Source organism: Bradyrhizobium sp. WSM1417 (assembly GCF_000515415.1).
Lineage (GTDB): Bacteria > Pseudomonadota > Alphaproteobacteria > Rhizobiales > Xanthobacteraceae > Bradyrhizobium.
Map to the genome: position 1 here is coordinate 6748541 of NZ_KI911783.1, position 12226 is coordinate 6760766.

The following is a 12226-nucleotide window of genomic DNA, read 5'->3' on the forward strand; positions in this document are numbered from 1 at the left end:
TTCAGTGTCTGAGTTCTTGTGTGGCATTCATCGGTCCTGCTGGTAGCCTTGGTTTGTCGTGTTCTGCTTGATGTTGCCGTGACGGCCCTGGGTGTCGAAGTTCTCGCGGCCGGGGACTTTGTCCTCGGTCTCGCTCTTTGGATCAGACCCGGGTCCCTTGTCGCTTCGCTGCTCCGGCGGTACGGGGGGCATTTTGGACATTGCATGCTCCTTGTTTCGGTCTCGCGACCTCATGCGCTGGCAATGAGATGCGGCGTCGCTCGTTCCTGATCGATGCTGATGCATGCCCCTAGGAACGAACGATTCCTGCCCGTGTTGACCTTCCAGTTCATACCGAAGGCTTTTTGTTCATGGTCAAGGATCTATCGCGTGAAACGGAGAAGGACGGGACCCGGAAGCTGATGATGGTGGGTTCGGCGGTGGCAGCCGTCCTGTTTGTAGGTTTCATCGTCTGGTTCGCCGTCCCTCAGATGTTCGGGGCAACAGACTATCTGGGCCGCCCCTCCACAGGAGCGGACAAAGGTGCCGCGGCCACGACGGTCGGCACTGGAGTTCCAACGCAGCGCGAGGCGGTCAGCAAAGCTGCCAAGGAAAACCCGGCTGGCAATGAGGACGCGACCGGCGCCCGTGCGCGGGATGTGAAGCAGACCACCCAGCCGGCTAACCTCAACGATCAGCAACGCGAGCAGCTCCGCTCTATCCTCTCATCAGCGCACGGTCCCACGATGGATCGCCCGAATTTCGAGATGATGATCGGTACTTCAGTGCCGCGCCAGACTCAGGTGGCCGACCTGCCGCCCGAGGTCACGCAAGTGTTGAACGGGTTCTGGGGCGATCAATATCTCATCGCTGGAAAGGATCTCGTCATCGTCGATCAACATTCGCGCCGCGTAGCGGCAATTATCGCTGGCGTACGCTGATCGCGTGCCGCCGCATCGACAGATTGTAGAGAGGACAGCTTATGCCGAAAGCAAAAGAACCTGAAAACGACCCGAGAGAAACCCCGGTCGACGATCCGCGACAGCAGACCGATTTGCCAACCCACCGGCAGACCGATCAGCCTTGGCAGGGAAATCCCGAGAAGGAGCAGATCGACCCAAAGCGTCCCCCGATTGATCTGGAGCGGTGGCAAAAATCGAATACCCACTAGCAGGCACGCACCTGCCTCGTTCACGCGTCGAGCTCATGGATGGCTGGCCGCAGGTCGCCGCCCTCATCCAGATCGAGCGTTGCCAGCGTGATCGGCAGCTTGAAGCGCCTTGGACCGGCGCTCCCGGGATTGAGGAAAAGCACTCCGTTGATCGTGTTGACCCGCACCCGGTGCGAATGTCCTGATATCACCACGTTCACACCGGATGCTGCAGGGTCGATCGCGAGCGCCTTGAGATCGTGCAGGAGGTAGAAGCAACGAGCGCCGAGGTGCACCGTTTCGGTTTCAGGATAGCGGCTCGCCCAGCTGCCAACGTCGACGTTTCCCCTGATGGCGGTGACGGGCGCTATTCGGCAAAGCCGCTCCAGAACCTCCGGCGCGCCGATATCACCGGCGTGGAGGATATGCGAGACTCCCGCAAGACAGCGTTCGGCCTCCGGCCTGAGAAGGCCGTGCGTATCCGAGATCACGCCGATCCTCAACGCCATGATCCTCAATGCCTTGTCAGGCCAAAGCTTCAGTGCAGGACATCCAGGGGTACCTTCCCGATCTCCTCACCCTCGTGGTTCGTGACCAGGATGGAAAATTGACGATTCTTGAGTTCGGGACGCTCCGCAAGGAGCCTCTTCGCGATCTCCTCGGCAACATCCAGCGCCATGATGTCATCGGGCAATTCAGCACCCCCCTCGTCTGCGACGGTCTTGGAGTCGACCAGATCGAAATGATAGCGCGGCACGTGAACCCTCGAATTCGTCGCAGGAACGCGCGATCTCGAGCCTTCGTTCCGGCGGGGCGGCCATCAACTCCCTGCACGTCCGCAGGAACCCTCAAGTCATCGCGACATTGCTGCTGCGGAACATCCGCGTTTTTGGAGCCAACCCATGCTGGAAGAACTGCGCGTGCTTGCCCAACCCGGCGCGATGATCGCCGTCCTTATCGTGCTGCTGCTGATGGCCGCCGGCGATGCGGCGATCCTGATCGCTGACAAGGGCTGGCCATTCTAGTCCGGGCGCGTGGCTGTCATGCCCGATGTCGGACATATCCTTTTCCAGGGTTGGACCCCGCTCCTGAGAACCGCGATCGGCACGACCGTCACGTATGTCGCGCTGGTCGTCCTGCTCCGGATCGCGGGGCCCCGAACGCTTGCCAAATGGTACGCCTTCGACCTGATCGTCACGGTCGCGCTCGGCTCCACGTTCGCCAACAGCGTGTTGTCCGGCAACATCAGCGTGGCGCAGTCGCTGGTCGGCTTCATCATCCTGATCGGCCTGCAATTCATCATCGCCTTCGCCGTGGCGCAGTGGAGCCAGTTGCGGGTGGTCGTGAATCCGCAGCCGACGTTGCTGCTCCATCAGGGGCGATTTGTTCACGAGGCGATGCGCAGCCAGCGTGTGGCAGAGGCGGACGTTCGCGCCGCCGTCCGGCAGCATGGCATTGATCGTGTTGAAGATGTCGGTGCGGTCGTGCTCGAGGCGGACGGTACATTCAGCGTTATCAGGCAGCTCCGGTCCGATGCCACGGCGCTCGCCGACATCCCGGAACTGGGCGGCTCGAATTCGGCGAACCGGCCGGATTAGCGCATAGGAACCTTTGTACGCCTGACCGGTTCCGCATGTGAAGCGGAGTGCGACAAAACGTCAATGCAGGTCTGGGTGCGAAGGGTTCTGGTATTGTGCATGACTTGGCCGCTTGCTGCGTGCGCGGGCCGGCAGTCGGCGCTCGACCCTCAAGGGCTGCAATCCGACCAGATTCGGCACACGCTGTTCATCTTCCTCATTGTCGCGGCGATCGTCTGGACCGCTGTCGTCATCGTTCTGGGCGTGGGGCTGTTGCGCCGGAAGCGCACAGCCGATCAGCCGCTGGACCTCCACCAGTCCTTCGAACAGCGCTCCGGGCGCGTCATCCTTGCGCTTGGGATTGCGACCACCGTCACCGTGCTCGGCCTCTCCCTGGTCAGCTATGCCGGTCAGCGCACCGTCTTTGCCAAGGACGAGAAAGCCCACACGCTCAAGATCATCGGCCATCAATGGTGGTGGGAGGTTCGCTATGAAGCCGACAGTCCGCACCAGAGTTTCGTGACCGCCAACGAGATCCGGATCCCGACCGGCCAGCCGGTGAAGGTCGAGTTGGAATCCGCCGACGTGATCCACAGCTTCTGGGTCCCCAGCCTGACCGGCAAGATGGACTTGATCCCCGGGCAGAAGAACGAGCTGCAATTCACGGCGAAGAATGCGGGCGTCTATCGCGGACAATGCGCCGAGTTTTGCGGGATCCAGCACGCCCACATGGCACTCGCCGTGATCGCGATGTCGCCCGACGAGTTCGGCCGCTGGCGCGACCATGAAAACCAGAGCGCGAACAGCCCCGCGGATCAGCTTGGCAAGCAGGGCGAGGCTCTGTTCCGGGCGCGCGGATGCGCCTTGTGCCACAACATCAGCGGTACGCTGGCCGGCGGCCAACTCGGCCCGGATCTCACGCATATCGGCAGCCGCGCGACGATCGCTGCGGGAACGCTGCCGAATACTCCCGCGACGCTCGGCGCCTGGATCGCCGATCCCCAGCACATCAAGCCCGGCAATCTGATGCCGAAGATGCCGCTGCAATCGGACGAGCTGATCGCGATCATTCATTATCTGGAGCAGCTCAAGTGAGCATGGCCGCTGAACCAAATGAATTGCGGGACGACGTCCTGAACGGCCTGCAGCTTTCGACGCAGCTCGAGCGGGTGTGGCGCACGCCGTCCGGACTTGTCGGCGCGCTCATGTCGGTCGATCACAAGGTCGTTGGCCGTCGCTACATCCTGACCGCATTCGCCTTCCTGCTTCTTGGCGGCATCCTTGCGATCCTGATGCGCGTTCAGCTTGCCGGGCCCGAGAAGACGTTTCTCTCGGCCGACAAGTACAATCAGGTCTTCACGATGCACGGCTCGACGATGATGTTCCTGTTTGCCGTGCCTGTCATGGAGGCGTTCGCCGTCTATCTGGTGCCGTTGATGGTCGGGACACGGAACATCGCCTTTCCGCGTCTGAATGCCTTCAGCTATTGGATGTTTCTATTCGGCGGTTGCTTTCTGTGGATCTCCTTCCTGTTCAACGTCGGCCCCGATGTCGGCTGGTTTTCCTACGTTCCCCTCTCCAGCCTGCAGTTCACACCGACCAAGCGGGCCGATGTCTGGGCGCAGATGATCACCTTCACCGAGGTAGCGGCGCTCGCGGTCGCCGTCGAGATCGTCGTCACCGTGTTCAAGCTCCGCGCGCCCGGCATGACGCTCGACCGCATCCCCCTGTTCGTCTGGGCCATGCTGGTGACGGCCTTCCTCGTGATGTTCGCGATGCCCTCGATCATGGTCGCATCGACGTCACTGATCCTGGATCGCCTCGTCAATACCCGCTTCTATGATTCGTCATCGGGCGGACATCCCCTGCTCTGGCAGCATCTGTTCTGGTTCTTCGGCCATCCCGAGGTCTACATCATCTTCATCCCGGGTACGGGAATGGTCTCGGCGATCCTCGCGACGTTCGCGCGGCGGCCGGTGATCGGCTATCCCGTCGTGATCCTCTCCTTGATCGCGACCGGCTTCCTGTCGTTCGGCCTCTGGGTCCACCACATGTTCGTCACGGGCTTGCCCCAACTCGGCGCAGCCCTGTTCACAGCCTCCAGCATGCTGATCGCGGTGCCGAGCGGGCTGCAGATTTTCTGCTGGCTGGCAACGCTCTGGGACGGACGTCCGGTGTACCGGACGCCGCTGTTGTTCGTGATCGGCTTCATCGTGATCTTCGTGCTCGGCGGGTTGTCCGGCGTCATGGTCGCCTCGGTCCCGATCGACACCCAGGTGCACGACACCTATTTCGTCGTCGCCCATTTTCACTATGTCCTGATCGGCGGCGCTGTGTTCCCACTGGTCGGCGCGGTCTACTACTGGTTTCCCAAGATCGCGGGCCGCATGCTGAGCGAAAGACTCGGACGCTGGAATTTCTGGCTGGCCTTCATCGGCTTCAACGTCGCCTTCTTCCCGATGCACATCCTCGGGCTGATCGGAATGCCGCGCCGGGTCTATACCTACACCGCCGACATGGACTGGGCGCACCTGAACCTCGTGTCCAGCGGCGGTGCTCTCATTTTCGCGTTTAGCTTCGCGCTGCTTCTGGCCAATGTGGTCTACAGCCTGCGCAAGGGCGCGCTTGCCGGCGACAATCCCTGGGATGCCTCGACGCTGGAATGGGCGACCTCGTCGCCGCCTCCGCCGCAGAATTTCGACCGCATTCCGGTCGTCAAGCACCGCGATCCGCTGTGGGCCGATAGCGAGAGCCTGCCTGTGGTCGCGGGTCTGAGCGCCGAGCGGCGCGAGGTGCTGCTGACCTCGCTGGCCGAAGCCGAGCCCCAGATCCGCGAGGCATCGCCCGAGCCGAGCATCTGGCCGCTGCTTGCGGCGATCGCAACGACGATCTTCTTCATCGGATCGATCTTCACGCCTTGGGCGGTGCTCTGGGGCACGCCGCCGATGGCCGTGACTTTGATCGGCTGGTTCTGGCCGACCGGCAGCAAGGAGGACGAGGAGTGAGACAGACCATCGTCCGCAACGTCTCGGACCTGCCGACTTACGGCTATGGCCCGCGTAGTGGCCCGTGGTGGGGCGCCATGGGTTTCATGGCGCTCGAAGGCATGGGCTTTGCCATTGCCATCGGCGCCTACCTTTATCTCTACGCAGTCAACCCGACCTGGCCGATCGGAGCATCCCCGCCGGATCTCTGGCCGGGGACGGTCGAGACGGTGATTTATCTATTGAGCATCATTCCCAACGAGTTCACGAACCGCGCCGCACACCGACAGGATCTCGCGAAAGTGCGGATCGGCCTGATCGTGATGGCCTTGATCGGCATCGCGCTCCTGGTGCTGCGCGGCTTCGAGTTCGCGCATCTCAACACCCGCTGGGACAATTCAGCCTACGGCTCGATCGTATGGCTCATTCTCGGGCTGCACACGACCCACCTTGCCACGGATGTCGGCGACACGGTCGTGCTGGCGGTGTTGATGTTCACGCGCCATGCGAAACCGCGCCGGTTCAGCGACGTGACCGACAACGTGTTCTACTGGAACTTCGTCGTGCTCGCCTGGCTGCCGCTCTATGTCTTGCTCGATTGGGTGCCACGCCTATGACCGCAGCCGACGGACGTTCCAGACTGCTCTACTGGGCCGGCGTTGCGCTTGGGCCCATCGCTTGGGGCATCAATTTGCAAGGCGTCTACGTGCTCGCGCACTTCTCCTGCGAACAGACCAGGATCAGCGGCGCGATCATGAGTGCGGTTCTGGCTGTCGTCTCGCTCGCGGGCACTGTCATTTCCGCCCGCGCGGTTCGACGTGGCGCGGGGGCTGAATGGACGGATGCGCAAGGCGGCGGGCCACGAACGTTCATGGCCTGGCTTGGCGTCGGCTCCGGCGTGCTGTTTGCGCTGGTGATTGCGAACCAGTTCGCGGCCTCGCTCATGATCAGCCCATGCCTGCGCTGACCTTTGCAGCAGTGCTGTTCGCGCTGCTCGCGGGACCGGCCGCCGCGCACGGACTATCGGAGGTCGATCCCGGTTCGCTGTGGAGCTACGATCCCTGGCTGATGGCGCCGCTCTATGCCGTCGGTATCGGCTTCTATGTCGGAACGCAGCGGCTCTGGCACCATGCGGGTGGCGGCCGTGGCGTCAGCTTCCGCCAGGTCGCCGCATTCTGGACCGGATGGCTGGTGGCTGCGCTCGCCGTGACCTCGCCGCTGCACTGGCTCGGCGAGCGTCTGTTCACCGCGCACATGGTCGAGCACGAACTGCTGATGGTGGTCGCGGCACCGCTGATGGCGTTTGCCCGGATCAATGGGCCGATGCTGTGGAGCCTGCCGGCCCGGCTTCGCCCTGCGGCGGGTCGCGTGCTCAGTCTACCGATACTGGCGTGGCCGTGGCGGTTTGTGAGCCATCCCATGAGCGCGACCATCCTGCACGGCGCGGCGCTCTGGGTCTGGCACGCACCGCCGCTATATGCGTGGGCGCTCGAGAATACAGCGATTCATCGTCTCCAGCACATCAGCTTCTTTGCGACCGCGCTGTTGTTCTGGTGGGTGCTGCTGCATGGCCGCGGACAGGGCCGCAGCACCCGAATTCGCGACGGCATCGCTGTCGCGTGCCTGTTCATCACGATTTTGCATTCGGGTGTGCTCGGGGCTCTGCTGACGGTGTCGCCGCGGCTGTGGATCCCCGGTCAAGGCGCCCTCGCTGGCGAATTCGGCCTCTCGGCACTGGAGGACCAGCAGCTCGCCGGCATCCTGATGTGGGTGCCCATGGGCATGCTCTATACCGGCGCGGCGTTGTTCTTCGCTCATCGATGGCTGACTGCGAACGGCAGCCATTCCCACCTGCCGCTCATTCAACATCCGGGCTGAGCGATGCTGCATAGGAACCGCAACTTCTCTTCAGACGTTCGCCTGCCGACTGCGACACTCCACGGAGGCCACATGAAAAAAGGATCCGTCATGGCGCTAACGGCTATCTTCACCGCAGCATTCTTGGTGCCTGTAGTCTTGAACGCGCAGGACCAACCCCAGCCAGGGATGTCGTGCCCGGTCGACCAACAAGCTCGCCGACATCCTCAAGAAGAGCGTCAAGCCGGGCGGCGGCCCAAGCAACGGAGGCCTCGACAACAACGAATGGGCTGCCGTCGTCAATCGGCAGGGCGTCGTCTGCGCGGTCGCCTACAGCGGCGGCAAGGTCGACGACCAGTGGCTCGGCAGCCGGGCCATCGCGGCCGAGAAGGCGAACACGGCGAATGCGTTCAGCCTGAAGGACAAGGCGATGGCGACGGCCAATCTCTATGCGGGTGCGCAGCCCGGCGGGTTCCTGTTCGGCGCGGCCGTCGGCAACCCGCCCTCCCCGGAAGCCTTGTACGCCGGATCTCCGAACACCTTCGGCACGGCTCAGGATCCGATGGTGGGCAAGCCGATCGGCGGCACCATCGTATTCGGAGGCGGGCTGGCGCTCTACGACAGCAATGGCATCACGGGCGCGCTAGGCGTCAGCGGCGACAGCTCCTGCGCAGATCACAACGTGGCCTGGCGCGTGCGTCACCAGCTCGGGCTCGACCGCGTGCCGGCCGGCGTCAGCCCCAACATGAAGGATGCGATCATCTACGACATCGGCCCCGACGGCAAAAGCCCGTCGGGATTTGGCCATCCCAAATGCAATGGCAAGGAAGACCAGATTGCAGTCGACCTCGGCGCCGGCGTATCCGGCAACGTCGTGAGATAGCTCGTCGTCGGTCACACCTCTTTGGAACCAAGCGAAGTCGGAACGTTTGTACGTTCGTAAACCGGCCTGCGACGCAGCGCGGCCTCGTCACTGCCGTGGAGATCTTCACATATGTTAATGCGTAGCTTCATGCGGCTACTGAGCGTGATTTGCTTGTCCTCGGCGGTGCTGTCGGCCGCCTCAGCACAGACTGATCTCGCTAGCCGCATGAAAGACCCGGCCCAGTGGCCGATGGCGGCGCGCGACTATGCCAACACCCGCTACAGCGAACTCGATCAGATCAACGCGTCCAATGCATCACGCCTCCAGCTTGCATGGACGTTCTCGGTGGGCGCCGACCGGGGCCAGGAGGCGGCGCCGCTCGTGGTCGACGGCACCATGTATGTGGTCGGCCCCTATGCGGGGCCCTACCCCAACCGTGTGTTCGCACTCGATGCTACGACCGGCGAATTGAAATGGTCCTACGCGCCGAAGCCGGAGCCCGCGGCCGCAGGCGTTGCCTGCTGCGACGTCGTCAATCGCGGACTCGCCTTCGACAACGGCAAGGTTTTCCTCAACACGCTCGATAACCACACCGTCGCAATAGATGCCAAGTCCGGCAAAGAGCTTTGGCACACGAAGCTCGGCGAGATCAACAAGGGCGAAACCATCACGATGGCTCCCGTGGTGGTGAAAGGAAAGATTCTCGTCGGCAACAGCGGCGGCGAACTGGGCGTGCGCGGCTGGGTCACCGCCCTTGACGAAAACACCGGCGCCATCGCCTGGCGCGCCTATTCAACAGGCCCCGACAAGGACGTGCTGATCGGAGACGATTTCAAGCCGTTCTACGACAATCTCAAGGGCCAGGATCTCGGCGTGAAGACCTGGCCGGCCGACCGCTGGCAGGTCGGTGGCGGCACGGTCTGGGGCTGGATCTCCTACGATCCTGATCTGAATCTGATCTACTACGGCACGGCCAACCCAAGCCCCTGGAATGCGAACCAGCGCAGCGGTGACAATCTCTGGAGCGCATCGATCTTCGCGCGAAACCCAGACACGGGCCAGGCGAAATGGGCCTACCAGGTCAACCCGCACGACCTCTTCGACCACGACGAGATCAACGAGAACGTGCTTGTCGACCTCGAGCTGAATGGCCAACCGCGTAAGGTTCTCATCCATCCCGGCCGCAACGGCTATATGTACGTGATGGATCGCGCCACCGGTGAAGTCATTTCGGCGGACGCCTATGAGTTCGTGAACGCATACAATGGCGTCGACCTCAAGACCGGCAAGATCATCCCGAACGAGGAGAAGACTCCACTCGTCGGCAAGACGGTTGAGAACATCTGCCCGACCGCTCCAGGCGCCAAGGACTGGCAGCCGAGCGCGTGGTCACCGCGCACAAAATTGCTCTACGTACCCCATCAGCATCTCTGCATGAATTTCAAGGCCTCTCAAGTCGGCTACATCGCCGGCACGCCCTATGTCGGCGCCGACGTCGACATGTATGCCGGCCCCGGCGGCTATCGTGGCGAGTTCATGGCCTGGGACCCGATCGCGCGCAAGAAGGTCTGGGAGATCCACGAGAAGCTGCCGGTCTGGAGCGGCGCGCTGGTCACAGCAGGTGATGTCGCCTTCTACGGCACCATGGATCGCCTTTTTAAAGTGGTCGATGCCAAGGATGGGCACGTGCTCTGGCAGTTCCGCGCAGGCTCCGGGTTTATCGGCCAACCGATCTCCTATCGCGGCTCCGACGGACAGCAATACATCGCGATCCTGTCGGGCGTCGGCGGCTGGCCGGGTGTAGTGGCCAATGCCGAGGTCGATCCGCGGGTGCGCAACGGTGCGCTGGGGTTCACCGGCGCGACGCAGGATTTGCCGTTCTATACCGCCGGCGGGAGCGAGCTGCTGGTCTTCAAACTCGGCGGCGCGAATGGTCAGGACACCAGCCATGCGCCTTCGAAATAGTTGTCGGGGCATCGCCCTTGGTTTTCTGGTCGGGCTTGCAACCACGGCGGCGGCAGCGTCGGATCGCGATCTTCGCGTCTGTGCCGATCCCAACAATCTGCCGTTCTCGAACAACGCCGAAGCGGGATTCGAAAACAGGCTCGCGACGATGGTGGCCGAGCATTTCGGCCAGCAGGTCTCCTACACCTGGTGGGCGCAGCGCCGCGGCTTCATCCGTAACACGCTGAAAGCCGGCAAATGCGACGTCGTCATGGGCGTGCCGTCCGGCTATGATCTCGTCGAGACGACCAAGCCCTATTATCGCTCGAGCTACGTGTTCGTCACGCGCCAGGACCAGCACCTCGAGCTTTCGTCCCTGCTCGACCCGCGCTTGCATCACCTCGTGATCGGCGTGCATCTGATCGGCGACGATGGCAACAATCCCCCGCCGGCGCAGGCGCTCGGCGACCAGGGTATCGTCGATAACGTCCGCGGCTACTCCATCTACGGCGATTATCGCCAGGCCGATCCGCCGGCGCGCCTGATCGAAGCCGTCGAAAGCGGCAGCCTCGATGTCGCCGCAGCCTGGGGTCCGCTCGGCGGATATTTCGCCCAGCGCTCTGCCGTCCCGCTGACGGTCACGCCGATCCGGGATTACGAACGCTTTGCACCGCAGCAGTTCCAGTTCGCCATCGCGATGGGCGTGCGTAAAGGCGACGACGCCTTGCGCGACCGACTGAATGCATTCATCGACGAGCATCGGTCCGAGATCACCTCGCTGCTACGCAGTTACGGCGTTCCGCTGGTCGACCAACCCGTTACGGTATCGGGAGGACATGAGTGATGTCTGCTCCAGCAATGCGCGCGAGCGCCCTGTCGTTGCTGCTGGCGGTCTTGCCGAATGGTGCGGGGCTGGCCCAGCAGACCTTGCCACAGTCGCAGGAGGCGCAGATGCCGACGCTGTCTCCGCGCCCGAATTTCGGTGGCAGCGTCGGCAATGGCAGCCCCGGCGTCTTCATGCAGGTCCCGGTCAGTCACCTCCATCCCGGCGCGCAGCCGGACCCGCCGCAAATCAAGAATCCCGTGCAAGGTGATCCCAACGCGCAGCAGCGCGGGATGACCTACTATGTCAACTTCAACTGCGTCGGCTGCCACGCGCCGAATGGCGGCGGCGGCATGGGGCCGGCGCTGAGTAACAACACCTTTATTTACGGCTCGCAGCCCGAGAACATCTTTCTCTCGATCTACCAGGGGCGGCCGAACGGGATGCCGGCGTGGGGCGGCGTGCTGCCTGACAGCGTGATCTGGGACCTCGTCACCTATATCGGCAAGATCAGCAACGAGCCGAGCCACCAATGGGGCCGAACCTTTTCGGCCAATCTGCCTTCGCCCGAGGTCGAGCAAGTCCCGAGCGAGCAGGTCTCGACGACCGATCCCTGGTCTGCCACCAAGTCCTTCAACTTCGGCCAGAAGCCCTGATCGGCCGGGGAGCAGCGATGGCAAATCCGATCGCGAAATTGCTAGTCACCGCGCTACTGGTCACGACAGGCGCCGCCTGCAAGGCTGCGGGCCCGGACAATTTCATGGGCGACGCGCATCGTGGCGCCGACCTCGTCAAGCAGTACCAGTGCGGCGGCTGTCACGATATTCCTGGTATTGCCGGCGCCGAAGGCAATGTCGGCCCACCCTTGCATCGGATCGGCACGCGGACCTACATCGCCGGCTACATCCAGAACTCGCCGGACAACATGGCCGACTGGATTGAGGATCCACAGCGGGCGTTGCCGGGCAATGCCATGCCGCGAATGGGCATCCCACAGAAGGACGCGCGGGATATCGCGGCGTTTCTCTATACGCTGAAGTGACCATC

17 protein-coding genes are annotated in these 12226 nt (G+C 62.9%); 14 read left to right on the top strand and 3 right to left on the bottom strand.

Annotated elements, in window-relative coordinates:
* Positions 1-27: 27 nt before the first annotated feature.
* Positions 28-201, bottom strand: a complete 174-nt coding sequence (locus BRA1417_RS45105; RefSeq protein WP_198034883.1) for a hypothetical protein — start codon at positions 199-201, stop codon at positions 28-30.
* 149 nt (positions 202-350) lie between these two features.
* Between BRA1417_RS45105 and BRA1417_RS41325 the strand changes: the two genes are divergently transcribed.
* Positions 351-920: a DUF1236 domain-containing protein gene (locus BRA1417_RS41325; protein ID WP_051448430.1), complete on the top strand. Its 570-nt coding sequence runs from the start codon at positions 351-353 to the stop codon at positions 918-920.
* Between the two features lie 41 nt (positions 921-961).
* Positions 962-1150: a hypothetical protein gene (locus BRA1417_RS43260; protein WP_007596149.1), complete on the top strand. Its 189-nt coding sequence runs from the start codon at positions 962-964 to the stop codon at positions 1148-1150.
* 20 nt (positions 1151-1170) lie between these two features.
* Here the strand turns inward: BRA1417_RS43260 and BRA1417_RS0133095 are convergent, their stop codons facing one another.
* Complete coding sequence (locus BRA1417_RS0133095) at positions 1171-1638, bottom strand: metallophosphoesterase family protein (RefSeq protein ID WP_027519458.1); 468 nt, start codon at positions 1636-1638, stop codon at positions 1171-1173.
* Positions 1639-1667: 29 nt separating this feature from the next.
* A complete protein-coding gene (locus BRA1417_RS0133100) occupies positions 1668-1886 on the bottom strand; it encodes a hypothetical protein (RefSeq protein WP_027519459.1) in 219 nt (72 codons plus the stop codon).
* A gap of 145 nt (positions 1887-2031) precedes the next feature.
* On the opposite strand from BRA1417_RS0133100, the gene BRA1417_RS46070 reads away from it, so the two are divergent.
* From BRA1417_RS46070 to BRA1417_RS0133160, 12 genes are all read left to right on the top strand, one after another.
* On the top strand, positions 2032-2154 hold the full coding sequence (locus tag BRA1417_RS46070) for a hypothetical protein (protein WP_256379206.1): 123 nt from the start codon (positions 2032-2034) through the stop codon (positions 2152-2154).
* A gap of 18 nt (positions 2155-2172) precedes the next feature.
* Entirely contained in the window at positions 2173-2727 is a 555-nt protein-coding gene (locus BRA1417_RS0133110) for a DUF421 domain-containing protein (protein ID WP_051448431.1), read from the top strand.
* 99 nt (positions 2728-2826) lie between these two features.
* Positions 2827-3801, top strand: coding sequence for a cytochrome c oxidase subunit II (gene coxB, locus BRA1417_RS0133115; protein ID WP_245286306.1), 975 nt, complete (start codon positions 2827-2829; stop codon positions 3799-3801).
* Between the two features lie 2 nt (positions 3802-3803).
* A complete protein-coding gene (gene ctaD / locus BRA1417_RS0133120) occupies positions 3804-5711 on the top strand; it encodes a cytochrome c oxidase subunit I (protein WP_035968971.1) in 1908 nt (635 codons plus the stop codon).
* Positions 5708-6307 carry a cytochrome c oxidase subunit 3 gene (locus tag BRA1417_RS0133125; protein WP_027519463.1) on the top strand — a complete coding sequence of 200 codons (600 nt, stop codon included), beginning with the start codon at positions 5708-5710 and terminating at the stop codon, positions 6305-6307. Before ctaD ends, BRA1417_RS0133125 begins: the two co-directional genes overlap by 4 nt.
* Positions 6304-6657 (top strand): hypothetical protein, encoded by a 354-nt coding sequence (locus BRA1417_RS0133130; protein ID WP_027519464.1) that lies wholly within the window; start codon positions 6304-6306, stop codon positions 6655-6657. Before BRA1417_RS0133125 ends, BRA1417_RS0133130 begins: the two co-directional genes overlap by 4 nt.
* Positions 6645-7568, top strand: a complete 924-nt coding sequence (locus tag BRA1417_RS0133135; RefSeq protein WP_027519465.1) for a cytochrome c oxidase assembly protein — start codon at positions 6645-6647, stop codon at positions 7566-7568. The genes BRA1417_RS0133130 and BRA1417_RS0133135 overlap by 13 nt, the downstream gene beginning before the upstream one ends.
* A 202-nt stretch (positions 7569-7770) precedes the next feature.
* Positions 7771-8430, top strand: a complete 660-nt coding sequence (locus BRA1417_RS41330; RefSeq protein WP_371260028.1) for a heme-binding protein — start codon at positions 7771-7773, stop codon at positions 8428-8430.
* A 129-nt stretch (positions 8431-8559) separates the two neighbouring features.
* A complete protein-coding gene (locus tag BRA1417_RS0133145; RefSeq protein ID WP_371260029.1) occupies positions 8560-10377 on the top strand; it encodes a methanol/ethanol family PQQ-dependent dehydrogenase in 1818 nt (605 codons plus the stop codon).
* Entirely contained in the window at positions 10361-11200 is an 840-nt protein-coding gene (locus BRA1417_RS0133150) for a substrate-binding domain-containing protein (protein WP_027519467.1), read from the top strand. Before BRA1417_RS0133145 ends, BRA1417_RS0133150 begins: the two co-directional genes overlap by 17 nt.
* Positions 11200-11835 carry a cytochrome c gene (locus BRA1417_RS0133155; RefSeq protein WP_027519468.1) on the top strand — a complete coding sequence of 212 codons (636 nt, stop codon included), beginning with the start codon at positions 11200-11202 and terminating at the stop codon, positions 11833-11835. Before BRA1417_RS0133150 ends, BRA1417_RS0133155 begins: the two co-directional genes overlap by 1 nt.
* Positions 11836-11852: 17 nt before the next feature.
* The gene (locus BRA1417_RS0133160; protein ID WP_027519469.1) at positions 11853-12221 is read left to right on the top strand and encodes a cytochrome c family protein; all 369 of its coding nucleotides are present in this window, start codon (positions 11853-11855) and stop codon (positions 12219-12221) included.
* Positions 12222-12226 lie beyond the last annotated feature (5 nt).

What these genes read in the sequence shown, in the direction of transcription:
- BRA1417_RS45105 (WP_198034883.1), bottom strand. Translation starts at nt 201, where the DNA reads ATGTCCAAAATGCCCCCCGTACCGCCGGAGCAGCGAAGCGACAAGGGA.
- BRA1417_RS41325 (WP_051448430.1), top strand. Translation starts at nt 351, where the DNA reads ATGGTCAAGGATCTATCGCGTGAAACGGAGAAGGACGGGACCCGGAAG.
- BRA1417_RS43260 (WP_007596149.1), top strand. Translation starts at nt 962, where the DNA reads ATGCCGAAAGCAAAAGAACCTGAAAACGACCCGAGAGAAACCCCGGTC.
- BRA1417_RS0133095 (WP_027519458.1), bottom strand. Translation starts at nt 1,638, where the DNA reads ATGGCGTTGAGGATCGGCGTGATCTCGGATACGCACGGCCTTCTCAGG.
- BRA1417_RS46070 (WP_256379206.1), top strand. Translation starts at nt 2,032, where the DNA reads ATGCTGGAAGAACTGCGCGTGCTTGCCCAACCCGGCGCGATGATCGCC.
- BRA1417_RS0133110 (WP_051448431.1), top strand. Translation starts at nt 2,173, where the DNA reads ATGCCCGATGTCGGACATATCCTTTTCCAGGGTTGGACCCCGCTCCTG.
- coxB (WP_245286306.1), top strand. Translation starts at nt 2,827, where the DNA reads ATGACTTGGCCGCTTGCTGCGTGCGCGGGCCGGCAGTCGGCGCTCGAC.
- ctaD (WP_035968971.1), top strand. Translation starts at nt 3,804, where the DNA reads ATGGCCGCTGAACCAAATGAATTGCGGGACGACGTCCTGAACGGCCTG.
- BRA1417_RS0133130 (WP_027519464.1), top strand. Translation starts at nt 6,304, where the DNA reads ATGACCGCAGCCGACGGACGTTCCAGACTGCTCTACTGGGCCGGCGTT.
- BRA1417_RS0133135 (WP_027519465.1), top strand. Translation starts at nt 6,645, where the DNA reads ATGCCTGCGCTGACCTTTGCAGCAGTGCTGTTCGCGCTGCTCGCGGGA.
- BRA1417_RS0133145 (WP_371260029.1), top strand. Translation starts at nt 8,560, where the DNA reads ATGCGGCTACTGAGCGTGATTTGCTTGTCCTCGGCGGTGCTGTCGGCC.
- BRA1417_RS0133150 (WP_027519467.1), top strand. Translation starts at nt 10,361, where the DNA reads ATGCGCCTTCGAAATAGTTGTCGGGGCATCGCCCTTGGTTTTCTGGTC.
- BRA1417_RS0133155 (WP_027519468.1), top strand. Translation starts at nt 11,200, where the DNA reads ATGTCTGCTCCAGCAATGCGCGCGAGCGCCCTGTCGTTGCTGCTGGCG.
- BRA1417_RS0133160 (WP_027519469.1), top strand. Translation starts at nt 11,853, where the DNA reads ATGGCAAATCCGATCGCGAAATTGCTAGTCACCGCGCTACTGGTCACG.